The 22,941-nt window shown below is 73.4% G+C and carries 20 protein-coding genes; 6 read left to right on the top strand and 14 right to left on the bottom strand.

The genetic code is table 11. The features are described 5' to 3' along the window. Positions 1–25: 25 nt before the first annotated feature. Complete coding sequence (locus tag C3486_RS05780) at positions 26–1,390, bottom strand: sugar porter family MFS transporter (RefSeq protein ID WP_219822195.1); 1,365 nt, start codon at positions 1,388–1,390, stop codon at positions 26–28. Positions 1,391–1,588: 198 nt separating this feature from the next. Between C3486_RS05780 and C3486_RS05785 the strand changes: the two genes are divergently transcribed. From C3486_RS05785 to C3486_RS05800, 4 genes are all read left to right on the top strand, one after another. Then, entirely contained in the window at positions 1,589–2,413 is an 825-nt protein-coding gene (locus tag C3486_RS05785) for an amidohydrolase (protein WP_103831485.1), read from the top strand. A gap of 108 nt (positions 2,414–2,521) precedes the next feature. After that, complete coding sequence (locus C3486_RS38735) at positions 2,522–2,833, top strand: hypothetical protein (RefSeq protein WP_374936839.1); 312 nt, start codon at positions 2,522–2,524, stop codon at positions 2,831–2,833. After that, the gene (locus C3486_RS05795) at positions 2,830–3,585 is read left to right on the top strand and encodes an SDR family NAD(P)-dependent oxidoreductase (protein WP_103831486.1); all 756 of its coding nucleotides are present in this window, start codon (positions 2,830–2,832) and stop codon (positions 3,583–3,585) included. The genes C3486_RS38735 and C3486_RS05795 overlap by 4 nt, the downstream gene beginning before the upstream one ends. Further along, positions 3,585–4,601: an aldo/keto reductase gene (locus tag C3486_RS05800; RefSeq protein ID WP_103831487.1), complete on the top strand. Its 1,017-nt coding sequence runs from the start codon at positions 3,585–3,587 to the stop codon at positions 4,599–4,601. Before C3486_RS05795 ends, C3486_RS05800 begins: the two co-directional genes overlap by 1 nt. 27 nt (positions 4,602–4,628) lie before the next feature. On the opposite strand, the gene C3486_RS05805 is transcribed toward C3486_RS05800, so the two are convergent. The 11 genes from C3486_RS05805 to C3486_RS05855 all read right to left on the bottom strand — a co-directional run bounded on the left by C3486_RS05805 (position 4,629) and on the right by C3486_RS05855 (position 17,787). Continuing rightward, complete coding sequence (locus C3486_RS05805) at positions 4,629–5,657, bottom strand: CDP-alcohol phosphatidyltransferase family protein (protein WP_103831488.1); 1,029 nt, start codon at positions 5,655–5,657, stop codon at positions 4,629–4,631. Positions 5,658–5,779: 122 nt separating this feature from the next. Further along, positions 5,780–8,311 (bottom strand): ATP-dependent Clp protease ATP-binding subunit, encoded by a 2,532-nt coding sequence (locus C3486_RS05810; protein ID WP_103831547.1) that lies wholly within the window; start codon positions 8,309–8,311, stop codon positions 5,780–5,782. 147 nt (positions 8,312–8,458) lie between these two features. Next, positions 8,459–9,064 (bottom strand): hypothetical protein, encoded by a 606-nt coding sequence (locus tag C3486_RS05815; RefSeq protein ID WP_103831489.1) that lies wholly within the window; start codon positions 9,062–9,064, stop codon positions 8,459–8,461. Then, entirely contained in the window at positions 9,061–9,897 is an 837-nt protein-coding gene (locus tag C3486_RS05820) for a carbohydrate ABC transporter permease (RefSeq protein ID WP_103831490.1), read from the bottom strand. The genes C3486_RS05815 and C3486_RS05820 overlap by 4 nt, the downstream gene beginning before the upstream one ends. Next, complete coding sequence (locus tag C3486_RS05825; RefSeq protein WP_103831491.1) at positions 9,897–10,871, bottom strand: carbohydrate ABC transporter permease; 975 nt, start codon at positions 10,869–10,871, stop codon at positions 9,897–9,899. Before C3486_RS05825 ends, C3486_RS05820 begins: the two co-directional genes overlap by 1 nt. Positions 10,872–10,882: 11 nt before the next feature. Next, positions 10,883–12,166, bottom strand: coding sequence for an ABC transporter substrate-binding protein (locus C3486_RS05830; protein WP_103831492.1), 1,284 nt, complete (start codon positions 12,164–12,166; stop codon positions 10,883–10,885). A gap of 2 nt (positions 12,167–12,168) precedes the next feature. Then, positions 12,169–12,915: a cupin domain-containing protein gene (locus tag C3486_RS05835; protein ID WP_219822197.1), complete on the bottom strand. Its 747-nt coding sequence runs from the start codon at positions 12,913–12,915 to the stop codon at positions 12,169–12,171. Positions 12,916–12,929: 14 nt separating this feature from the next. Then, positions 12,930–13,877 (bottom strand): PmoA family protein, encoded by a 948-nt coding sequence (locus tag C3486_RS05840; protein ID WP_103831493.1) that lies wholly within the window; start codon positions 13,875–13,877, stop codon positions 12,930–12,932. A gap of 7 nt (positions 13,878–13,884) precedes the next feature. Then, on the bottom strand, positions 13,885–15,057 hold the full coding sequence (locus C3486_RS05845; protein WP_103831494.1) for a Gfo/Idh/MocA family protein: 1,173 nt from the start codon (positions 15,055–15,057) through the stop codon (positions 13,885–13,887). Positions 15,058–15,665: 608 nt separating this feature from the next. Then, a complete protein-coding gene (locus C3486_RS05850) occupies positions 15,666–17,294 on the bottom strand; it encodes an NAD(P)/FAD-dependent oxidoreductase (protein WP_103831495.1) in 1,629 nt (542 codons plus the stop codon). Between the two features lies 1 nt (position 17,295). Beyond that, a complete protein-coding gene (locus C3486_RS05855; RefSeq protein WP_103831496.1) occupies positions 17,296–17,787 on the bottom strand; it encodes an SRPBCC family protein in 492 nt (163 codons plus the stop codon). A gap of 157 nt (positions 17,788–17,944) precedes the next feature. Here C3486_RS05855 and C3486_RS05860 point away from each other — a divergent pair, with 157 nt between their 5' ends. Next, entirely contained in the window at positions 17,945–18,967 is a 1,023-nt protein-coding gene (locus C3486_RS05860) for an SDR family oxidoreductase (protein WP_258052622.1), read from the top strand. 106 nt (positions 18,968–19,073) lie between these two features. Continuing rightward, on the top strand, positions 19,074–19,802 hold the full coding sequence (locus C3486_RS05865) for a hypothetical protein (protein WP_103831497.1): 729 nt from the start codon (positions 19,074–19,076) through the stop codon (positions 19,800–19,802). Between the two features lie 38 nt (positions 19,803–19,840). Here C3486_RS05865 and C3486_RS05870 read toward each other — a convergent pair whose 3' ends face one another. Together C3486_RS05870 and C3486_RS05875 are read right to left on the bottom strand one after the other, a co-directional pair. Further along, entirely contained in the window at positions 19,841–21,373 is a 1,533-nt protein-coding gene (locus C3486_RS05870) for an APC family permease (protein WP_103831498.1), read from the bottom strand. Further along, on the bottom strand, positions 21,373–22,914 hold the full coding sequence (locus C3486_RS05875; protein ID WP_103831499.1) for a GMC family oxidoreductase: 1,542 nt from the start codon (positions 22,912–22,914) through the stop codon (positions 21,373–21,375). The genes C3486_RS05870 and C3486_RS05875 overlap by 1 nt, the downstream gene beginning before the upstream one ends. Positions 22,915–22,941: the final 27 nt, after the last annotated feature.

Consider the following 22,941-nt stretch of genomic DNA (forward strand, 5'->3'; position numbering starts at 1 on the left):
GCGGTGCGCGCGGGAACGGGGGCGGTCAGGCCGGGCGGTGCTGCCAGTACTGCTCGATCTCCTCCAGCGAGCGGCCCGCGGTCTCCGGGACGCGGCGGGCGACGTACCGGGCGGCGAGCGCGGACAGCACGGCGAAGATGCCGAAGACCGTGCTGCCGATCGCCTTCAGCACGTCCGGAAAGGCCAGCGCGAAGCCGAAGTTGAGCAGATACTGGGTGAAGGTGATCACGCCCATGCCGAGCGCGCGGGCCCGCAGCGGCAGCACCTCGGGGCAGTACAGCCAGAACACCGGCCCGAGCCCGAAGCCGAACGCGAAGGTGTAGACGAAGACGCAGACCACCGCGAGCACGGGCACGTCGGGGAAGAGCGCGAGGGCGGCCATCGGCGGCACCTGCGCGGCCAGCGAGAGGGTCAGCAGCCGCACCCTGCCCAGCCGCTCGATGAAGGGCAGCGACGCCGCGGTGGACAGCACCAGCGCGGCACCCACGCCGTAGTTGGCGATCGTGCCGGCCTGTGCGCCGTTGCCGTCGGTGAGGTGGGAGAAGATGACGGGCGCGTAGTACACGACCGCGTTGATGCCGGTGAAGACCTGGAAGAAGGTCAGGATCAGGGTGATGCGCAGCGCCGGCCGGTAGGTGCCGGCCAGCTCCCGCAGTCCGGCGTGCTGCTGCGCCAGGCTCTCGCGGATCTCGGTGACCTCGGCCTCGGCCGACTCCGGCGTCGCGCGCAGCCGCCGCAGCACGCCACGGGCCTCCGCCTCGCGCCCGTGCGTCATCAGCCAGCGCGGGCCGGCCGGGCTGAGCAGCATGCCGACGAGGAAGACGACGGCGGGCACGGCGCCCAGCCCGAGCATCCACTCCCACGCTGCGGCCGCCGACAGCGCGTCACCGACCGCGTAGGCGAGGAGGATGCCGACGTTGACGGCGAGCTGGTAGAGCGCGGTGATCCGGCCGCGCAGGTGCCGGGGCGCCAGCTCGCTGAGGTAGATCAGGCCGAACATGTTGGCCAGGCCGACGGCGAAGCCGAGGACGAACCGGGAGACCATCAGCGTCCCGGCGTTGGGTGCCAGGCCGCAGGCGACCGATCCGCCGACGAAGATGACGCCCGCCAGGATGAGCAGGTGGCGGCGGTCCCAGCGGCGGGCAGCGAGCGAGCCGCCGACGATGGCGGGCAGCGCACCGAGCAGCAGCAGGCTGGTGACCAGCCCCTGCCCGGTGGCGTCCAGGCCGAAGCGGTCGGTCAGTGGCTGCAGCGCGCCCGAGATGGCCCCGGAGTCATAGCCGTACAACAGGCCGGAGAGGCCGCCGAGCACGGAGATCCAGTGCACCCGCCGGGGCACCTTCTCGCCGCTGCGCGGGGCGGTTCCGGCCGGGGACTGGACCTGTGCCACGGGTGACCTCCGAGGGGGGCGGCCGAGGGGAAGGACACGGGCGGGGCCGGGTCCGAGGGCGACAATGGTGTGTACCCCATCCATCGTCAAGAGGTCCGACCTATTGTCATCCCGGCTCCCCGGAGGTATCCGGTATCCCCGTAACCGCAGGACGAGTTGACGGGCCGTACGCGGTGCAGGCCCGCTCCGGGAGGACCAGTGATCGACGCGCACCACCACCTGTGGGACCCGGCGGTCCGTGCGTACCCCTGGCTGGACCCCGCGGCGCACGCGCCGATCCACCGCCGCTACGCACCGGCCGACCTCCGGCGGCACGCCGCGGCACACGGCGTGACCGGCACCGTCCTCGTGCAGACCGTGGCCACCGCTGAGGAGACCGCCGACTTCCTCGCCGCGGCCCGCGCGTCGGACGGCCTCATCGCGGGCGTCGTCGGCTGGGCCGACCTCACCGCTCCCGAACTCGACCTGCCCGACGACCCGTTGCTGGTCGGTCTGCGGCACCAGGCCGAGGACGAGCCCGACCCGAGCTGGCTGCTGCGCGCCGACGTCCGGCGCTCGCTCGCCGCGCTCGGCGCCCGCGGGCTGGCCTACGACCTGCTGGTACGTGCGCCGCAGCGGCAGGCGGCGCTGGCGTGCGTACGCGGCCTGGACGAGGTGCGGTTCGTGCTCGACCACGCGGGGAAGCCGGGCGTCGCGGCGGGGGAGTGGGAACCCTGGGCCGGCTGGATCAGCGCGCTGGCGGCCTGCCCGAACACCGTGTGCAAGCTGTCCGGGCTGGTCACCGAGGCGCCGTGGGAGCACTGGACGGCGGACGGGCTGCGGCCGTACGCGGAGCACGTGCTGGCGGCGTTCGGTGCCGACCGGGTGCTCTTCGGCTCGGACTGGCCGGTGTGCGAACTCGCCGGCGGTTACGGGGCGGTGTGTGCCCTCACCGAGGACCTGCTCGCGGGCTGCACCCCGACGGAGCGCGCTGCCGTGCTCGGCGGCACGGCCCGCCGGGTCTACGGCCTGGACACCGGATGACCTCTTGTGCGATGGCTCGGCGGGACCGTATGTTCGCGTCGCCGGGCAGACATCCGATGTATCCCGGCGTGCGCCATCCCGGTAAGGGCTGACGGAAGGGGCTCCAGCATGAGACCGGCGGACGTCGGCACACCGGGCACGGAGACCCCGGCCGGACAGGCCGCACAGGCCGTACTGCCCGCACCCGCCCGCGGGCCCGGCGGGCCCGCCGCCACCGCGCGGATCAGCTCGTTCACCGTCCACGGCATCCGCTTCCCCACCTCCCGGGAGCCGGACGGCCCGGACGCGATGAACCCCGGTCCCGACCACTCCGCCGCCTACGCCTACCCCGACGGCACGTTCTGGACGGCGGACCGCGCGGCACACGGGACGGCGCCCCCGACCACATCCACGATCGCGCACCAGGAGGAGCACGCATGAACGACATGAGCGGCCGCACGGCACTGGTCACCGGCGGTGCCTCGGGCATCGGCCTGGCCACCGCCCAGCTGCTCGCCGCGCGCGGCGCCCGCGTGGCCGTACTGGACCTCGCGCCCGACAAGGTCGAGGAGCCGCTGACCGGCTACCGGGCCGACGTCAGCGACGACGACTCCGTGCGCGAGGCCGTCCGTGCGGCGGTGGCCGGCCTCGGCGGGCTGGACATCCTGGTCAACAACGCGGGCATCGGCGCGGCCGGCACGGTCGAGGACAACACCGACGCCGAGTGGCACCGCGTGCTCGACGTGAACGTGCTCGGGATCGTCCGCACCAGCCGCGCGGCCCTCCCGTACCTGCGGGAGTCCGCGCACGCCGCCATCGTCAACACCTGCTCCATCGCCGCCACCGCGGGACTGCCGCAGCGCGCCCTGTACTCCGCCTCCAAGGGCGCCGTGCTCTCCCTCACCCTCGCCATGGCGGCCGACCACGTACGCGAGGGCATCCGCGTGAACTGCGTCAACCCCGGTACGGCCGACACCCCGTGGGTCGGGCGGCTGCTGGACGCGGCCGACGACCCCGAGGCCGAGCGTGCCGCGCTCAACGCCCGGCAGCCCATGGGCCGGCTGGTCACCGCCGACGAAGTCGCCGCTGCCATCGCGTACTTGGCGTCCCCCGCCGCCGCGTCCGTCACCGGCACCGCGCTCGCCGTCGACGGCGGCATGGCGGGACTGCGGCTGCGCCCCGAGGCCCGGTGATGACCCACGGGCCGCGGGACGCACCGGACACCGGACCGGAGCGCCGCCGCACCCTCGGCCGCAGCACCGTCCCCGTCACCGCGCTGTCCTTGGGCGCGGCGCCCCTCGGCAACCTCTACACCGCCGTCGACCCGGACGAGGCGGCCGCCACCGTGGACGCCGCGTGGGACGCCGGCATCCGCGCCTTCGACACCGCGCCGCACTACGGACTCGGGCTGTCCGAGCGGCGGCTCGGCGCCGCGCTGCGCGGCCGGCCGCGCGCCGAGTACGTCCTGTCCACCAAGGTGGGACGGCTGCTGCGGCCCGGCGGGCCGGGCGGCGACGACCTCGCGCACGGCTTCGCCGTACCGGCCACCCACCACCGGGTCTGGGACTTCGGCGCCGACGGCGTCCGGCGCAGCATCGAGGAGAGCCTGCTCCGGCTCGGCCTGGACCGCATCGACATCGCCTACCTGCACGACCCCGACGACCACGCGGAGCAGGCGTTCGGCGAGGCGTACCCGGCACTGGAGCGGCTGCGCGCCGAGGGCGTCGTCGGCGCCATCGGCGCGGGCATGAACCGGACCGCGATGCTCGCCCGCTTCCTCCGCGACACCGACGTCGACGCCGTGCTGCTCGCAGGCCGCTACACCCTGCTCGACCACTCGGGTCTGGACGCGGTGCTCCCGGAAGCGGCGGCGCGCGGCCGCTCCGTCGTCATCGGCGGCGTCTTCAACTCCGGCCTGCTCGCCGACCCGCGCCCCGGCGCCACCTACGACTACGCACCCGCCGCCCGGCCGGTACTGGACCGCGCCCTGCGGATCAAGGAGCACACCGAACGGCACGGCGTACCGCTCCGCGCCGCGGCCCTGCACTTTCCCCTCGCCCACCCGGCCGTGGCGAGCGTCCTCGTCGGCGCCCGCTCACCCGCCGAGGTCACCGACGCGGCGGCACTGCTGCGCCGCCCCGTACCGCCCGCGGTCTGGTCCGACCTGCGGGCGGCCGGCCTGCTCCCGGAGCACGCACCGGTGCCGTGAGGCGCCGGCTCCGGGCGGCCCCTCGGCTCAGGCCGCGGTGACGCCGTGTTCCGGCGCCGGGGTCTTGCGTTCCTCGAAGGCGTCGAGGGTGCGGGCGAAGTCGCGGGTGGAGAGCAGCAGCTTGTAGACGATGGCCAGCTCGAAGACGAGCAGGAGCACGCCCGAGACGACCGTGACGGGGATGACCGCGTCGAGGAGCGGGCCGACGATGAAGACGCCCATCTGGAACTCGATGCCGCTGATGAGGTGCGTACGCACCCGGTGCCGCAGCAGGTAGGAACGGGCCCGCAGATAGCCGGGGAAGCGGCTGCGGAATTCGCGCTGGAGGTCGATGACGTCGGCCCGGCGCGGGCGCGGCACCGTGACGGGGACGGGGGCCAGGACCGGCGTGCCCGCCTTGCCGTCCGTGCCCACGACACCGTCCGTGCCGTCCGTACGGGCCCGCTGGAGGTCCTGCTCGATGTCGGCCTCGGGGTTGTCGCGCAGCAGGTCCTCCATGAACGCGACCTCCGCCGCGTCCTCGGCCCGCCGCGCCGCCCGGATCCGCGCCTTGATCTGCTTGCGCATCGTGTGCCGGGTCTTGAAGATCTCCAGGGAGTTGATGTACCGCAGGCCGTCGAGCGCGACCACGGCGGCCGCCAGCCAGATGTAGAGGGTGTCGCCGGTGCGGTGGTACTGGCCGCCCATCAGCGCCACGGCGCAGGCCATGACGCGGATGCGGTCGAAGATGTAGTCCAGCCACGCGCCGAAGACGGAGCCCTGGCCGGTGAGCCGGGCGACCTTGCCGTCCATGCAGTCGAGGATGAAGCTCAGGTGGTACACCACGGCGCCGGCGATCAGCCAGCGCCAGTCGCCGAGCGCGAAGCACGCGGCGGAGACGAGGCCCAGGAGGAGCGCGCCCCAGGTGATCTGGTTCGGCGTGATGCGGGTGCGCATCGCGGTCTGCCGCACCAGGGGGGTGGCGACCGGGTCGACCAACAGCACGGTCCACCATGCGTCACGCTTCTTCTGGGTGAGGCGACGCACCTCGGCGAGGGGCGGTATGTCTCTGCGCATGCTCAACTTCCTGGATTCACACTGGGTTCACCTGAAGTTAAGGAAGTGATTGAGCTATGCACAAGATTCGCCCAGTGCAACCTTTCGCCGAGTTGAGTGTCTGAGCACGGACAAACCGACGATCACGCCCCGCCGTCCGCCGATGAGCCGCCCGCCGGTGCTCCGTCCGCCGTCGTGCCGCTCACCGTCGCGCCGTCAGCCGACGTCTTCACCGTGCAGACCAGTTCGTCGCCCCGCACGTCGCAGACGACCGTGTCGCCCGGTCCGACCGTGCCGTCGAGCAGCATCTCCGAGAGCCGGTTGTCCAGCTCGGTCTGGATCGTGCGGCGCAGCGGCCGGGCGCCGAACTCCGGCTCGTGGCCGCGCGCGGCGAGCCACCGCTTGGCCGCCTCCGTGACCTCCAGCCCGATGTGCTGCGCGTGCAGCCGCCGCCGGCTGCGCTCCAGCAGCAGCCCGACGATCCGCACCAGGTCGGCCTCGCCCAGCGCGTGGAACACCACGATCTCGTCGATCCGGTTCAGGAACTCGGGCCGGAAGTGCGCCCGCAGCTCGGCCATCAGCTCGTCCTTGATCTCCTCCACCGGTCCCTGGTGCGCCAGGATGCGCTGCGAGGCGAGGTTGCTGGTCATGATGACGACCGTGTTGCGGAAGTCGACCCGGCGGCCCTGCGCGTCCGTGAGCCGCCCGTCGTCCAGGACCTGGAGCAGCAGGTTGAAGACGTCCGGGTGCGCCTTCTCCACCTCGTCGAAGAGCACGACGCTGTACGGCTTGCGGCGCACCGCCTCGGTGAGCTGCCCGGCCTCCTCGTACCCGACGTACCCGGGCGGCGAGCCGACCAGCCGGGAGACGGTGTGCTTCTCCTGGAACTCGCTCATGTCGAAGCGGATCATCCGGTCCTCCTCGCCGAACAGCAGCTCGGCGAGGGCCTTGGCCAGCTCGGTCTTGCCGACACCCGTCGGGCCGAGGAAGAGGAAGCTGCCGGTGGGGCGGTCCGGGTCGCCCATGCCGGCCCGGCCGCGGCGCACCGCCTGCGCCACCGCGGTGACCGCCTCCTCCTGCCCCACCACACGCTTGTGCAGCGACTCCTCCAGCTTCATCAGCCGGTCGCGCTCGGTCTCGGTGAGCTGCGACACGGGGATGCCGGTGCGCCGGGACAGCACCTCGGCGATGTCCTCGGCGGTCACCCGCGGCGTCTCGGTGTCCTCCGTGCCGCCGGCCTCGGCGAGCCGGCCCTCGGTCTCCTGGATGCGCTGCTTCAGCTCCGCGGCCCGCTCGAAGTCCTCGGTGCTGACCGCCTCGTCCTTCTCGCGCTCCAGCTTGGTGAGCCGGTCCCGCAGCTCGACGGTCTCCGCGCTCTCCTCGCCCGTGCCGCGCAGCGCCACCCGCGCGCCCGCCTGGTCGATCAGATCGATGGCCTTGTCCGGCAGGAAGCGGTCCGAGACGTACCGGTCGGAGAGGGAGGCCGCCGCGTCGATGGCCTCGTCGGTGATCCGGACCTGGTGGTGCGCCTCGTAGGAGTCGCGCAGCCCGCGCAGGATCTCCACCGTCTCGTCCACCGACGGCTCGGGCACCATCACCGGCTGGAAGCGCCGTTCGAGGGCCGCGTCCTTCTCGACGTTCTTGCGGTACTCGTCGATGGTGGTCGCGCCGACCACGCTGAGGTCACCGCGGGCCAGCGCGGGCTTGAGGATGTTGCCGGCGTCCATGGCGCCCTCGGAGCCGCCGCCCGCGCCGACGACGGTGTGCAGCTCGTCGATGAACAGCACGACGTTCTTCTCCGCGGCGGTGACCTCGTCGATCACCTTCTTCAGCCGCTCCTCGAACTCCCCGCGGTACTTGGATCCCGCGACCAGCCCCGCCAGGTCCAGCGCGACGACCCGCCGGCCCTGCAGCGCCTTCGGCACGTCACCGGAGACCACCCGCTGCGCCAGCCCCTCCACGATGGCCGTCTTGCCGACGCCGGGGTCACCGATCAGTACCGGGTTGTTCTTGGACCGGCGGGACAGGATCTCCACCGTCTGCTCGATCTCGTCGGCGCGGCCCACGACCGGGTCGAGACGGCCGCTGCGGGCCTCCTCCGTCAGGTCGAGGCCGTACTCGTCGAGGGTCGGCGTCTCGCTCTGCCCGCCACCCGCTGCCCGCCTGCCGCCCGGCCCCTCGCGGAGCGCGCCCGGCGCCGCCCCCTCCTCGCGCAGCGCCCGCGCGGCACCGGAGCGCTGGTCCGCGAGCAGCGCCGCGAGGATGTGCTCGGGCCCGATGTACGAGGAGCCCGCGGCCCGGGAGCGGGTGTGCGCGTCGAGCAGCGCCCGCTTGGCGGCGGGCGTGAGCGCCGGGTCCCCCGTCGTCGTACCGGACGGCAGCGACTCCTCGAGATCCTGCCCCATCCGGTCGGGGTCGGCGCCGGCCTGTTCGAGTACGTGGCGGGCCGACGGCACCTGGGTGGCGGCCCACAGCAGGTGCACGGTGTCCAGGTCGGAGCCGTCCTCGGCGGCCCGGCCGCCCGCCGCGGCCAGCAGCTCGTTCGCCGAGTCGCTGAGGAGCCGGCCGATGGGCACCCGCTGCACGGCCGGCGGGGAGGCGGCGGGGGACATGCCGAAGAACCGGTTGAACAGGTCGGAGAACGGGTCGCCGGACCCGAAGGGGGAGGTCGTCACGGTGATCACCCGCTCCGCACGGTGGCACGCCAGGGCGCACCACCGCGCTGTCGTCAGGCTGCCTGGGTCCCCTCCAGTCTTAGCGGTGGGGGACCGGGCTGCGAGCGGAGGAATCCGGACAGCGCCCGAATGGCGGGACGGCGCCGGTCAGCCGCCCACCCGGCGCTCCACCGCCGTCAGCGCCGCCGCGAGCGGCCCCGGGACCAGGAAGAGGAGCGGCGGCAGCACCCAGGCGCAGACCGCGGCCGTGGCCAGAGCGAGCAGCACCAGGACCGAGCCGGCCGGATCGCCGACCGTGCGCGCCGCCGCCGTCCGCAGCGCCGCCGGCCAGCTCCCTGCCGCCTCCTCCCGCGCGCAGGCCCGGAGCGCGGTCACCGCGGCCGCCGTGCCGGCCGCCGCCAGGAACAGCGCGAACGGTACGGCCCCCGGCAGCCCGGCGCCGGCCAGCGCCGCGTCCGCGGCGAACAGCAGGCCGAACGCGAGCAGCAGCCCGCCGGCGGCCAGGTCGGCCCGCCACCGCCGGGCACGCAGGGCCCGCACGAAGCGCCCCGCCGTGCACGGCTCGGCGTACCGCTGGCGCCGCCGCAGCAGCGTGCAGGCCGTGGCCAGCGCGGCCGGCGCGGTCACCAGCGGCAGGCACGCCACCGCCGTGACCAGGCCGACGACGAGGACGTCGGCGAAGAGCTCGAAGCGCGGCCCGAACAGCTCGCCCGGCTCCCGCCGCCCCGAGGCGGCGTCCGTCGCGGTGCTCATCCCTTGACCCCCGAGTTCGCCATGCCCTCCACCAGGAACCGCTGGAAGGCGAGGAAGAACAGCACGATCGGCAGCAGCGCCAGCACGGACATGGCGAACATCGGGCCGTACGCCGACTGGCTGGAGGTGTCCACGAAGGTGCGCAGCGCGAGCGTGAGCGTGTACTTGCTGGGCTCGAAGAGGTAGATGAGCTGGGTGAAGAAGTCGTTCCAGGTCCAGATGAAGGTGAAGATCGCGGTGGTGATCAGCGCTGGACGGGTGAGCGGCAGCACGACGCGCGCGAACGTACGGAACGGACCACAGCCGTCGATCTTCGCGGCCTCCTCCAGCTCGCGCGGCAGCCCGCGCATGAACTGCACGATCAGGAAGACGAAGAACGCGTCGGTGGCCAGGAACTTCGGCAGCACCATCGGCCAGAAGGTGTTCACCATGCCCAGCTGGTTGAAGACGATGTACTGCGGGATGAGCACCGCGTGGTGCGGCAGCATGATCGTGGCGATCATGAAGGCGAACAGCGGCCCGCGCAGCTTGAAGCGCAGCCGCGCGAAGGCGTACGCGGCGAGCGAGCAGCTGAGGACGTTGCCCAGCACGGCGCCGACGGAGATGGTCAGCGAGTTGCCGAACAGCTTCAGCAGGCTGACGCCCTCGATGCCGGCCGCTGCCGTCGTGTAGTTCTCGGTGGCCAGCCGGGACGGCAGCAGCGCGAGGCTGGCGAGCACCTCGTCGGCCGGCTTGAACGACGTCGCCACCAGCCAGCCCAGCGGATAGAGCATGACCAGCAGGACCAGGAGACAGCCGACGTGCAGGGCGATGCGGGAACGGGCGACGGTCATCAGCGGCCCTCCTCGTTCGCGTAGAAGACCCAGGACCGCGAGGTGCGGAAGAGCACCGCGGTGACGACGGCGATGGCGATGAGCAGGACCCACGCCATCGCGGAGGCATAGCCCATGTGGGAGGCGGTGAAACCGCGGTCGTACAGGTACAGCGTGTAGAAGAGCGTGGAGTCCGCCGGGCCGCCCCGGCCGCCGCTCACCGCGAATGCCGGGGTGAACACCTGGAACGCCTGGATGGTCTGCAGCACCAGGTTGAAGAAGAGGACCGGGGACAGCATCGGCAGGGTGATCGAGACGAACTGCCGCCACCGGCCAGCGCCGTCCACCGACGCCGCCTCGTACAGCTCCTTCGGTATCTGCTGGAGCCCCGCCAGGAAGATCACCATCGGCGCGCCGAACTGCCACACCGTCAGCAGCGCGACGGACAGCAGCGCCCAGCCCGGCCGGTTGATCCAGCCGCCGGTGTGCAGGCCCAGCGAGCCCAGCACGTTGTCGACGGTGCCACCGTCATTGAAGAGCGCGCGCCACACCAGCGCGATGCTCATGGACGCGCCGAGCAGCGACGGGGCGTAGAACGCCGACCGGTAGAAGCCCTTGCCGCGCTTCATCGACTTCAGCGCGACCGCCACCGCCAGCGCCAGCGCCAGCTGGAGCGGCACCGCCACCACGACGTAGAGCAGGGTGTTGAGGACCGAGCGCAGCAGCCGCGGGTCCTCGGTGAACATCTGCGTGTAGTTGCGCAGGCCCACCCAGGACGGCGGGTCGAAGAGGTCGTAGTCGGTGAAGGAGAGGTAGAGGGAGACCGCCATCGGGAGGAGGGTGAGGACAACCGCGCCCAGCACCCAGGGGGAGAGGAACACCCAGGCGGCGCCCTCCCGTTCACGCTTCGGCCGCCGCTTCCCCGCGCCGCCCGCCGGCCCGGCCGGCCCGGCCGCCGCCGGGCGCTGCCGGGGGAGTGCGGCCGCCTGGTCCATCGCTCGTGTGCTCACGGCCTCAGCTCCGTCCGTGCCTCGGTCAGGAAGTCCTCGGCGACCTCCAGGGGTGACGCCTGCTCGAAGGACACCTGGTCGTAGTCGCGCTGGAAGGTCGACTGCAGCCCGTTGTCGCCGCGCGGGGGTGCGGCCGGCGGGTCCTTCAGCTTGCCCTGCAGGGACTCCTGGAGCCCGGCGACCTGCTGCTGGAAGCCGGTGACCTGCGGCAGGACCCGCTTCCGCTGCCGGTCGTTGACCGGGGTGCCGCGGTCGACGCCGAGAATGCCGGCGGCCTTGTCGGAGTTGAGCAGGAAGTCGATGAAGCGGGCCGCCTCGCGCGGATGCGCGCTGTCCGCGGCGATGCCGAGCAGCATCGACGGCTTGTAGTACTGGCCGGGCGTACCGTCCTCGCCCGCCGGCATCGGCGCGAGCGCCAGCCGGTCGCCGTAGATCGCCTCGTAACCGGCCGACGGCGCGTCCCAGTTGAACTCAGCGACGGCCCGCTTGCGGCCCATCGGGGAGTCCTCGACCGAGCCCGCCATCTGCGTGGTGTCCTCGGCCCTGCTCACCAGCCCCTCCTTGCGCAGCTTCGAGGTGAAGGACCAGAAGCGCGCCAGGTCCGCCGCGGTGAACGCGGTCTGTCCGTCCGCGCCGTAGAGCCGCTTGCCCTGCCCGCGCAGCCACACCTCGAACCAGTCCTCGAACGAACCGGGGTCGGTCATCGGCCGCTCGTACCCGGCGGCCTTCAGCCTCCGCAGCGCGTCCGCCCAGTCGTCCCAGGTCCAGCCCGGCTTCGGCGTGGCCAGTCCGGCCTTCCGCCAGGCGGCTTTGTCATACGCCATGGCCTGCGTGCCGACGCCCATCGGCAGCGCGTACTGCACGCCGTCGACCTGCCCGGTCTTCAGCAGCCCGGCGTCCATCTCCTCCGTGGGCAGCTCCTTGCGGCGGGTGCCGAGGTCCAGCAGGATCTCGGAGCCCGCGTACTGGCTGATCTGCCGGTAGTCCAGCTGGATGAGGTCGGGCACGTCACCGCCGGCCGCCTGGGTCGCCAGCTTCTGCTTGTACGACTCGTAGGTGGAGTACGACGTCTGGATGTCGATGTCCGGGTTCGCCTTCTCGAAGGCGGCGACGGCCTGCTCGGTACGGGCCGCCCGGTCCGCGTTGCCCCACCAGGTGAAGCGGAGCGTGACCTTGCCGCCGCTGCCGGCGGACGTGGCGGCACCACCACCGCCGCCGCAGCCCGCGAGGGCCAGACACAGCACGAGGACCGCGGTCGCGGTGAATCTCCTGCGCGCCATGGTCACTCGCCGTAGTAGGGGAGCGTGGTGCCGGGCAGTTCGTACTCGTCGCGGCGGCCGCACATGCCGTACCCGCCGCGCCGCGTCGGCTCCGCGGCGCGCACCCGGCCCTCGGCCAGGTGCCCGGCGTCGCCCGCCGTGAGCGCGTCCAGGTGTGTCCCGGTGCGCTCGGCCGCGGCCAGGGCCCCTTCGCGCCACCGCTCCCGCCAGGCTTCGACCCGGGGCGCGACGAGCCGGGCCGCCGCCGCGTGGAAGGCGCGCAGCGGCCCGTCGTCGCCGTCCGCCAGCGCCGTACGCAGCGCGCGGTACCCCTCGACCGCGAGGTCCCGGCGCTTGCGTGCCGCCGCCTCGGCCTCGGGTCCCTTCTTCGCGGGCAGCGCGGCGGCCGCCGCGTACGCCCCGGGGTCGGCCAGCACCTCGGGCGGGAAGGTGAAGACCGCGTCGCCCGCCTCCGGCAGCCCGCCGTTCTGCATCAGCACCGTCACCCGCAGCCCGGCGCCGTTGACCATGCGGTGCACGGTCCCCGGCGTGAACCACGCGATCACGCCCGGTTCCAGCGGCGTCTCCCGGTACCCGTCCGCGATGCTCAGCGTCTGCACGGCGCCCCGGCCGCCGGTGACGACGTACGCCTCCGTGCACGCCAGATGGAGGTGCGGGCTGCCCCCGCACACGCCGTCGGCGGCCTCCCACTCGTAGGCCCCGATGTGCGAAAGACCGATGCCGCCCGGCAGCGGTGCGTCCATGACCATGACCGGCTCCCCTCTTACCAGGCCAGCGACTTCAGGTGGGCTTCGATGCGGTGCGGTTCCCACGCCCCGTCCGCGACCACCACCCGGTACCGGTACGCGAACGACTCGCCCGGCTCCAGCGCGAACTCCTCGAAGAACGCCCACGAGAACGCCACCGTCGGCACCGGCTCGGAGCGGACGAACCAGTGCGAGGCGTGCACCGCTTCCGTGTTCTCCGGGGCGTGCGCGAAGACCAGCGTGGAGTGCGCGTCCACGCCGTCGTGCGCACCGACCAGCGCCACCCACGGCTGCTCGGCGGCCGGTGTGCCCATCGTCTCCTGGTCGGTGCTCGGTCCGGCCGGGGTCAGCACCTGCCCGCCGGTGAAGTCGCGCGGCCCGCGCCAGTGCAGCCCGGTGTAACCCGCCATCTCCCGGCCCGCCGTCGTCGGCGACCCGAAGTGCAGCGCCTGGTCACGGACGTTGGTGAGGTGGATCGACCAGTCGATCGCGTACGCGCCGGCCTCGGCGTCGGCCGAGTGCACCGCGACCGCACGCCGCTCCCGCGCCCACTCCTCGCCCCCGTTCTCCACCCAGGTCAGCGCCTCGGTGAAGGCCAGCCGGCCGTCGGTGACCTCGAAGGAGCCGAAGCCGTCGTGCCGCATCGACCCGACGCGGTCGTGCAGCGGCAGGTAACCCTCGCCGTGCACATAGGAGTTGCCGCCCCAGAAGTTCTGCCCGGACAGATGGCTGGCGGTCATCTGCAGGCCCTTGTGCCAGCGGTGGTCGTGCGGCCGGTAGCCGCTGACCAGATTGCCGGAGAGGGTGCGCAGCGGGTGCACGTACGGCTTGCGCGACTCGAAGGCCACCGGGTCCGGCGCGTACACGTAGGACAGCAGCTCGGTGCCGGCGGCGGCCACGCGGATGCGCTCGCCGTGGGTGTGGGTGACGGTGATCGGCGTCGGGTTGCTCGGGGTTGCGCTCATGCTGCGGTCACTGCTCCTTCGGTGCCCAGTCGGGGTGGTTGCCGTGCATGGCGTGGTAGTACGGGTCGTCCGGGCCGATCTCGCCGGCGTGGACAGGACGGCCGGTGAACGCCGACTTGTAGAGCGCGGCGAGGAACTCCAGCGTGCGGCGCGCCCCGGCGCCGCTGCCCGGCGGCCGGACGCCCTTCTCCATCGCGTCGAGGAAGCCGTCGAGCTGTGCGGCGTGCGAGCTGGGCACGTCGGCGGCGGGGGTGTGCCAGTGCGCGGTGCGCCGGTCGTCGTCGCGGGCGTGCGGGGCCGCGGTGTACGCCCAGTCGTCGTTGGAGTGCCCGTACAGGTGCGTCAGCTCGACCGTGGCGTCCGCGCAGTCGATGCGGATGCGGCTGACCTCGTCGGGGCTGAGCACGCTGTTGACGACGGTGGCCATCGCCCCGTCGGCGAACCGCACCAGCGCGGTGGAGACGTCCTCGCTCTCCACGTCGTGCACCAGCCGGCCCGCCATCGCCCGGACCTCCTCCCAGTCGCCGAGCAGGTGCAGCAGCAGGTCCATCTGGTGGATGCCGTGGCCCATGGTCGGCCCGCCGCCCTCGGTGGCCCACCGGCCGCGCCAGGGCACGGAGTAGTAAGCCCGGTCCCGGTACCAGGTGGTCTGGCAGTGCGCGACCAGCGGCCGCCCCAGCTCCCCGGAGCGCAGCAGCTCCCGCGCGTGCACCGCGCCCGATCCGTACCGGTGCTGGAAGACGACGGCGGCGTACGGGCCGTCCGGTCCGTCCTCGCCGGTGCCCTCCGCCGCCGCGATCGCGTCGTACTCGGCGAGCGACAGGCACAGCGGTTTCTCGCACAGCACCCAGGCACCGGCCCGCAGCGCGGCCCTGGTCTGCTCGGCGTGCAGGGCGGGCGGGGTGCCGAGGAGGACGAGCCCCGGGCGTTCGGCGGCGAGCATCTCGTCCAGGCCGGTGTAGCCGGTGACGTCGGCGCCCGCCCGGTCGCGGAAGGCCGCGAGCCGCGCGGGATCGGTGTCGACGGCGGCCACCAGGCGCACCCGGTCGCTCAGTTGCCGCAGGGCCGGGAGGTGGCTCCCGGTGACGATGCCGCCGGTGCCGACGACCGCGGCCCGGACGGGAAAGGAGGGGATGGTGCCGGTGGGTGACGGCTCGGCGGCCGGTTCCGCAACGGGCATGCCGTGACAGCTCCCTCGGATAGAAAGCGCTTACCGGCGTGCGACACTAGGCCCGCGCCACGCGCCGCCACAAGACCTGTGCAGCAAGGGAGTTCTACGGGACGAACGCCGTCCGATATCCGGGACGACCTGCCCGTGCCCTTGGCCGGTAGGCGTAGTTGCGGTGGCGGCTCACCGGCGCCGTGCGGCCGGGCCCGGTCTGCCGGTGCCCCGGCAAGGAACCCCGGTGCCGCGAGCCGGGGCTTGCCAGGCGCCGACGGGTGCGGGGCGCAATGCGGCACGCAAGGGGGAACAGCAGTGCCCCGCGTCAGCACACCGTCGTGAGAGACCGCGTCGAGCCCCCCGATGGTGCGGTCCCACCGCTTGACCGTTCGGCCGGGGCGACGCCGGGTACCTCGTCACGGCCGCCGGGCGCGCGGCCCGCGCGAGACCGACAGCCCTGACCGGTCGGCCGCACCCGCAGGGGCTGCACCCTCTTCGCCGGCCTGACCCGGCCCGACCCGGCCCGACCGGATAGGCCGGTCCGGCCGGGCAACTGACGCGTCCCATGGGCGCCCCGAGGTGCCGCCGGGCCGCCGAGGGGGCCGGGGTGGGAGAAGCCAGCGCGGCTACGTGCGGCCCTTGCGGCCGCCGCGGCCGCGTTTCGAGAGGGCGCTCTGGGCCGTGGAGAGGGCGCGGGCGCGGCCGCCGGAGCGCAGGGCCGCCCGTGCCGCGTTCGCGCCCGGGGCGCCGTGCACGCCGCCGCCGGGATGGGCGGAGGCGGAGGCGAGGTAGAGGCCGGGCACGGGGGTCTCCGGGCGGCCCGTGCCGGGCAGCGGGCGGAAGACCAGCTGCTGGTGCATGGCGGCCGTACCGCCGTTGATCGCGCCGCCGACCAGATTGCTGTCCGCCGCCTGGAGCGTGGGCGGCGCGAGGACGCGACGGGCCCTGATCCGGTCACGGAAGCCCGGCGCGAACCGCTCCACCTGCTGCTCCACCCGGTCGGCCATCCGCTCCTGCTCGTCCCGGTCCCAGCGGCCCGTCAGCCCGTCGGGCCCGGCGTCCCCCTTCACCGTCTGCGGTACGTGCGTGTACGCCCACGCCGACTCCGTACCGGCCGGCGAGCGGCTGGCGTCCGCGGTGGTCATCTGGCCGAACAGCGCGAAGGGCCGGTCCGGCACCAGCCCCATGGAGAGCTGCGCGGCGAACCGGGTCAGCGCGTCCACGTCATCCGCCAGATGGACCGTGCCGGCCCGCGCGGCCTCCGGCGCCGTCCACGGCACCGGGCCGGACAGCGCCCAGTCGACCTTGAACGTGGCGAAGTCCCACTGGAAGCGGCGCAGGTCGTCGAAGATCCGCGGCGGCAGGTGACCGGCGCCGACCAGGTCGCGGTAGAGCGCCGGAGCGGGCACGTCCGCCAGGACCGCCCGCTCCGCCGGGACCCGCTCGCCGTCGGCCGTGCGGACGCCCACGGCCCGGCCGCCGCGCACCTCGACCTCCGTCACCCGTTCGCCGCAGCGCAGCACGCCGCCTCTTCTGGTGAGCCGCCGCACCAGCGCGTCGGTCAGCCCGCCCGCGCCGCCGACCGGCACCGGGAAGCCGACCGCCTGGCCGAGCATCGACAGCAGCCAGCCGTAGCCGCCGCTGCCCGCCGCCTCCGGGGCCAGGTCGGCGTGGAGCGCGTTGCCCGCCAGCAGCAGCCGGCCACCCTCGCCGCGGAACTCCTCCTCGCCGAAGCGGCGGACCGGCAGCACCAGGCTCCGGGCCAGCCGCAGCCCGCCGGCGCCGCGCAGCCGGACCGCCAGCCGGGCCGTGGCGCGTACCGGTGGGAACGGCGTGAACAGCGCGTGCATGATGTCCTGGCCCAGCCGGTCCCAGATGTGGCACAGGTGTTCCCACGCCTCGCCGTCGCCGTCCCCGAAGGCCGCCAGTCCGTTCGCGGTCACCGCCCGGTCGCGGTCGAGCACGGCACACCGCCCGTCCGGCAGCGGGTGCGCGAGGACGTGCGGCGCGTGGCTCCAGCGCAGCCCGTCCCGGTACAGCTCCAGCCCGCGCACGATCGGGGAGGCAGCGGCCAGCGGATAAAAGGCACTGAAGAGGTCGCTGACGTACTCCGGATGGACGCCGCGGTCGCTCCGGACGGCGCCGCCGGGCCCCTTCTCGGCCTCCAGCACCGTCACGCTCCAGCCGGCGTCGGCGAGGAGGTTGGCGGCCACCAGGCCGTTGGGTCCCGCGCCGATCACCACCGCGTCGGTCATGTCACCGCCCCGCGGGGCGGTGGAGGCCCGGCACCGTCCCGGCGCCGCCGTCCGCCTCGGGCGGCATGCCCTCGACCACCTTCGCCAGCCGTTTGAGCATGTTGCGGTGGCGCAGTTGCAGCAGTGCGTCCAGCGCGAAGTTGTGGACCAGCCCGCCGAATCCGCGGAGCGGATGCTCGTCCAGGATGACCAGTGTCTCCTCGCCCCACGGGCGGATGTCCAGCGCGATCCGGGCGGAGCCGAACGGGTCGCAGTGCGCCTCCAGCTCCAGGAATTGCGGCGGTTCGTGGCGCCGGACGACGGTGCGGCCGGGCAGCTCGAGGACGCCGAGCCGCAGCTTGTAGCGGATGGTCGCGCCCACGTCGGGCCAGCTGTCGTCCAGCGGTCCGGAGTCCGACGGGCCGACGACCCAGTCGCCGTAGCGGCGGCAATCCTCCAGTACCGTCCAGACGGCGGCCGGCTTCCGGGCGATGAGCTGGTGCCGTACGGCCATGGATGCTCCATCCGCGTCGTGCCGGCGGGGCCGGCGCTGGGACTGCTGCTCACGCTGACGGGTGACCCGTTATGTGTGCATTATGCCCATCCGGGTACTTGATGGCCTCGACAACCACCGCGGCCCGGTCCGCGGCCCTACGGCGGAGGAGGCGGACATGATGGCCCGCAGTGAGGGCGGCGTCGTGGTGATCACCGGCGCGTCCAGCGGAGTCGGACGGGCGTGCGCCGAGGCGTTCGCCGCGCGCGGGTGGCACGTCGTCCTGGCGGCCCGGCGCGCCGAGGAGCTGAACGAGGTCGCCCGCCGGTGCCGCCGGCACGGCAAGAGCCGCGCGCTCCCCGTGCCCACCGACGTGACCGACGCGGCCGCCGTCGACCGGCTCGCGCAGGAGGCCGTCGCCGCCTTCGGCCGGATCGACGTGTGGCTGAACAACGCCGCCGTCGCCGCCTTCGGCGCGCTGGACGAGATCCCCGCCGACGTCTGCCGCCAGGTGGTCGACACCAACGTGAACGGCTACGTCTACGGCGCCCGCGCCGCGCTCACCGCCATGCGCCGGCAGGGCAGCGGCACCCTGATCAACGTCTCCTCGGTCGTCGGCGCCTCCCCGGTCCCGTACAACGCCCCGTACGCGCTCACCAAGGCCGCCGTCCGGTCGCTCGGCATCAGCCTCCGCCAGGAACTGTGGCTGGAGGGCCACCGGGACGTCCACGTCTGCACGGTGCTGCCCGCCACCATGGACACGCCCTTCTTCCAGGGCGCCGCCAACTACTCCGGCCGCAAGGTCATTCCGATGGCCCCGGTCTACACGCCCGAACGGGCGGTCCGCGCGATCCTGCGCCTGACGCGCGCGCCCCGCCGCGAGGTCTACGTCGGCCCCGCCGCTGCGGTCCTGGCCCGCTGCACCAAGCTCTTCCCGGCCCTGACCGAGAAGGTCCTGGCGTACCAGATGAACCGGTCCCACCTCTCCCGCACCGAACCGGCCGCCGACACCGCGGGCAACGTCCCGCACGCCCTCCCGGGCGGCGCCGTCCACGGCGGCTGGCACGGCGCACGGCGCACGGCCGGCCGTCGCCTGGCCACGGCGGCGGCAGCGGCCGGCGTGGCGTACGCGGCGGCCTGGGCGAGCCGCGGCCGGCAGCCCCTCTGCGGGCGCACGCGGGCCGTCGGACGCCGCGGATGACCGCGGCCCGCGAGGAGTACGACCGCTGCGGCCCGCGAGGAGTGCGGCAGCTGCGGCCCGCCACCGGACGGCCGCGCCGGCCGGTTCTTCCGGCAGACTTGGCGAGGTGAATGACGTCAGCCCGCAGCTCCGGGCACCCGCTCCCGAACGGTACGGACGGCTGCGCGTGGCGGCCGCCGATGTGAGCCCGGCCCGCTGGCTCACCGAACGCGCCCCGGGCCAGGGCGGCTTCGGCACGGTGGCGGGCGTCGCCGCACCCGGATTCGCCGCGTACGCCAGGGTGCTGCACCCGGCTTCGCTGGACGAACGGCCGGTGCGGTGGGCGGCGGTGGCCGCCGCCCACGGGCGCGCGATGACACCGGGCACGAAGTGGCACGAGCTGATCGGCGCCGAGCCCTTCTACCACAACGACTCCGAGTACGGCCTGCCCGGCGTCTGGGACGAGCACCCGGCGGAAGGCCCGACCCCGCCGGACGTCGCCCACGCCCTGATCCCGGTCCTCGCCCGGCACACCCGGACACCGGAACGCTGCTGGTTCGGCCTCTGGGAGGGATACGGACGGCGCGACTTCGGCCGGATCCGCACCTTCCGAACCCCGGGCCGGCAGGAAGTGCTGCTCTCCGGCACCCTGGCCGACGCCGTCTCACCGGCGGCCCACGACCCGTTCGACGAACTCCCCGACCTGTGGTGGCCCGAGGACCGCGCCTGGTGCCTGGGCGGCGACGTGGACCTGGTCAGCACCTACATCGGCGGCTCCCGAACACTGATCGCCGACCTCCTGACCACACCGGAACTGGAAGCACACCCGGTGTCCCCGGACGACCCGGTCAACTGAGCCCACCGCGCCCGAACCGGGTACCGCTCGGCTCCCGACTACGGCGCGGACGCCGTGCCCGCCCCGTCCCGGGGCGTCTCCGGGATCGCGTCGCCGCAAGGGGCGTCGCCGCGGCCGTAGTGGTGGGTGGTGAACATGTACAGGACGCCGGCCAGGACCACGACGGCGCCGCAGAGGAGCACGATGTAGTTGTCGTACCAGGGGGCCTCAGGGGTGCGGGGCCAGCAGATGTTGACGATGGCGAAGATGCCGTAGGCCAGCGCGCCCGCGTTCACCAGCAGGCCCCAGCGGCCGAGCCGGTACTCGCCGGTGGGCTTCCAGCCCTTCAGGCGGGCGCGCAGCGCGGCCAGTACGACCATCTGGAACGCGCCGTAGATGCCCAGGATCGCGAACGACACGATCTTGGTGAGCGCGTCCTCCGACACCAGGGAGCCGAAGGCGATGATCGCCGGGACCACGGCCGACACGAAGAGCGCCCAGCCCGGCACCGCCCTGGCGTGCGCGAACTTCCGCAGCAGCCGGTGGCCGACGATCATCTGGTCGCGCGCGTAGGAGTAGATCAGCCGGCCGGCGGCCGCCTGGAGGCTGATCGTGCAGGAGAGGAAGGAGATGAGGACCACGGCCATCACCAGGCGCGCGCCGACCTCGCCCAGCGCGTCGTACAGCAGGTGCACCACCGGATCGGTGTCCTTGCCGGAGATCACCGCGCGGTAGTCGGCGACCGACAGCAGCAGGGACAGGCAGGTGAAGGTGGCCGCAGCGCCGCCCACGTAGATCGTGCGGCGCATCGCCTTGGGGATCACCCGGCCCGGGTGCGCGACCTCCTCGGCGGTGTCGCCGCACGCCTCGAAGCCGTAGTACTGGTAGAAGCCGATGATCGCGGCCGCCAGGAAGACCGGCAGGTAACTGCCGTCGCCCTGGGTGCCGTACGTGTCGAAGATGACGCCGAGGTTGTGCTCGCGGTGCGTGGCCAGCAGGTAGATGCCGACGATCAGCGCGCCGATCAGCTCGGCGCCGAACCCGATCACGGCCGCCGCCGACAGCGCCTTCGTCCCCGCGTAGTTGATGAGGACGGCGATGACGATGAGGACCACCGTGCACAGGACGGTGGTGTGGACGGTGGGTTTGAAGCCGATCAGGATGGCGATGTACGGGCCCGCGCCGTACGCCACCGACGTGATGGTGACCAGCAGGGCCCACATGTAGACCCAGCCGGTCATCCACGCCCAGCGCTTGCCCCACAGGTGCCGCGCCCACGGATAGACCCCGCCCGCGATGGGGAACTGCGCCACGACCTCGCCGAAGACCAGCGCGACCAGGAACTGCCCGCAGCCGGCCAGCACGAACGCCCACACCATCGGCGGGCCGCCCTCGCCGAGCGCGGTGGCGAAGAGGGTGTAGGTGCTGACGACGGGGGAGAGGTAGGTGAAGCCGAGCGCGAAGTTCGCCCACGGCCCCATGTCCTTGCGGAACTCCGAGCCGGGCACGGAGCCGTCGGTGGGCTCCGCCGGCTCCCCGTCGGCCGGTCCCGCCCCGTGCCCGCCGCCCGCCGGCGTACTCGCCGAGGCCATCACCGGCCGCCCCCGTCCGCCACCCGGATCAGGTCGGCGGCCCGCTCGGCCGCCAGCAGCACGGTCACCATCGGATTGATCGTCGGCATCGTCGGGAAGATCGACGCGTCCACCACCCGCAGACCGTCCGTCCCGCGCACCCGCAGCTGTGGATCGAGCACCGCCATGGGGTCACCGTCACCGCCCATCTTGCAGGTGCCCGCCGGGTGGTAGACGGTGTGCGCGGCCCGCCGCCCGTACTCCGACAGCGCCGCGTCCGACGTCACGTCGGGACCCGGCGCGACCTCCCGCTTCAGCCAGTCCCGCAGCGGCGGGGTCGCCGCCACCTCGCGTGCCACCTTCAGCCCGTCCACGATCGTCTTCTCGTCGTGGCCCTCCGGGTCGGTGAAGTACCGGAAGTCCAGCGCCGGTTTCTCCATGGGGTCGGCGCTGCGCAGCCACATCCGGCCCACCGACCGGGCCCGCGGCACGTTCGGCGTCATGCACACGCCGTGCTCCAGCTCCGGATAGCCCAGCCGCAGCGTGTTGACGGTGAACGGCACCTGGTAGAAGTGGAACATCAGGTCCGGGCGCGGCCCGCCCGCCGGATCGCGGCGCAGGAACAGCCCCGCGTCGGAGTCCATCGCCGAGTTCGGCGGCAGCGGCCCCTCCGTCTCCCAGAGGATCACCGACTCCGGGTGGTCCAGCAGGTTCTCGCCCACCCCCGGCAGATCGGCCCGCACCCCGATGCCCAGGTCGCGCAGCTGGTCAGCGGGGCCGATGCCGGACAGCATCAGCAGCCGCGGCGTGTCGATCGCGCCCGCGCACAGCAGCAGTTCCCGCTGCGCCCGCAGCGTGGTCTCCGTGCCGTCCGCCGACCGCACGCGCACGCACGTCATCCGGCCGTCCCCGGCCGGCACCACCTCGTGCGCCCAGGTCTCCAGCTTCAGCGTGAGGTTCGGCCGGTCCATGACCGGGTGCAGGTACGCCACCGACGCCGAGGACCGCTTGTTGCCCTCCGCCTCGTACGCCAGCGAGAAGAAGCCCACCCCGTCGGCGAACGGCCGGGCGTTGAAGTCCTCCACGACCGGCACGCCCAGCGCCGCCGAAGCGGCCGTCACGAAGTCCTTCGCGATCGGGTTACGGTCCTGCTCGGCCACCGGGACGATGGTGTTCTGCAGCCGGGCGCGGTACGGCAGGACCGTCTCGGCGTCCCAGCCGGTGCAGCCCAGCGCCGCCCACTCCGCCATGTCCTCCGGCAGCGGCATGAAGCTGATCAGCGTGTTGTGCGAGGAACAGCCGCCCAGCACGCGCGCCCGCGAGTGCAGGATGTGCGAGTTGCCGCGCGGCTGCTCCACGGTCGTGTAGCCGTAGTCGTACTCCGAGTCCAGCAGGTTGATCCAGTTGCGCAGCCGCAGGATCTTCTCGTCGCCCACGTCGCTGGGCCCGCCCTCGACCACGCACACCCGGCAGTCCGGGTCCTCGGTCAGCCGCGCCGCCAGCACACAGCCCGCTGTCCCGCCGCCCACGATGACGTAGTCGAACTCCGTACCGTCACCCATGCCGCGCTCCTCGCTCCCTCCGGTCAC

The organism is Streptomyces sp. Ru73 (assembly GCF_002920575.1).
GTDB lineage: Bacteria > Actinomycetota > Actinomycetes > Streptomycetales > Streptomycetaceae > Streptomyces.

Excerpts from the sequence above, each read along its gene's own strand:
- C3486_RS38735 (WP_374936839.1), top strand. The coding sequence starts at position 2,522 with ATGAGACCGGCGGACGTCGGCACACCGGGCACGGAGACCCCGGCCGGA.
- C3486_RS05795 (WP_103831486.1), top strand. The coding sequence starts at position 2,830 with ATGAACGACATGAGCGGCCGCACGGCACTGGTCACCGGCGGTGCCTCG.
- C3486_RS05800 (WP_103831487.1), top strand. The coding sequence starts at position 3,585 with ATGACCCACGGGCCGCGGGACGCACCGGACACCGGACCGGAGCGCCGC.
- C3486_RS05805 (WP_103831488.1), bottom strand. The coding sequence starts at position 5,657 with ATGCGCAGAGACATACCGCCCCTCGCCGAGGTGCGTCGCCTCACCCAG.
- C3486_RS05815 (WP_103831489.1), bottom strand. The coding sequence starts at position 9,064 with ATGAGCACCGCGACGGACGCCGCCTCGGGGCGGCGGGAGCCGGGCGAG.
- C3486_RS05820 (WP_103831490.1), bottom strand. The coding sequence starts at position 9,897 with ATGACCGTCGCCCGTTCCCGCATCGCCCTGCACGTCGGCTGTCTCCTG.
- C3486_RS05825 (WP_103831491.1), bottom strand. The coding sequence starts at position 10,871 with ATGGACCAGGCGGCCGCACTCCCCCGGCAGCGCCCGGCGGCGGCCGGG.
- C3486_RS05830 (WP_103831492.1), bottom strand. The coding sequence starts at position 12,166 with ATGGCGCGCAGGAGATTCACCGCGACCGCGGTCCTCGTGCTGTGTCTG.
- C3486_RS05835 (WP_219822197.1), bottom strand. The coding sequence starts at position 12,915 with ATGGTCATGGACGCACCGCTGCCGGGCGGCATCGGTCTTTCGCACATC.
- C3486_RS05840 (WP_103831493.1), bottom strand. The coding sequence starts at position 13,877 with ATGAGCGCAACCCCGAGCAACCCGACGCCGATCACCGTCACCCACACC.
- C3486_RS05845 (WP_103831494.1), bottom strand. The coding sequence starts at position 15,057 with ATGCCCGTTGCGGAACCGGCCGCCGAGCCGTCACCCACCGGCACCATC.
- C3486_RS05850 (WP_103831495.1), bottom strand. The coding sequence starts at position 17,294 with ATGACCGACGCGGTGGTGATCGGCGCGGGACCCAACGGCCTGGTGGCC.
- C3486_RS05855 (WP_103831496.1), bottom strand. The coding sequence starts at position 17,787 with ATGGCCGTACGGCACCAGCTCATCGCCCGGAAGCCGGCCGCCGTCTGG.
- C3486_RS05860 (WP_258052622.1), top strand. The coding sequence starts at position 17,945 with ATGATGGCCCGCAGTGAGGGCGGCGTCGTGGTGATCACCGGCGCGTCC.
- C3486_RS05870 (WP_103831498.1), bottom strand. The coding sequence starts at position 21,373 with ATGGCCTCGGCGAGTACGCCGGCGGGCGGCGGGCACGGGGCGGGACCG.
- C3486_RS05875 (WP_103831499.1), bottom strand. The coding sequence starts at position 22,914 with ATGGGTGACGGTACGGAGTTCGACTACGTCATCGTGGGCGGCGGGACA.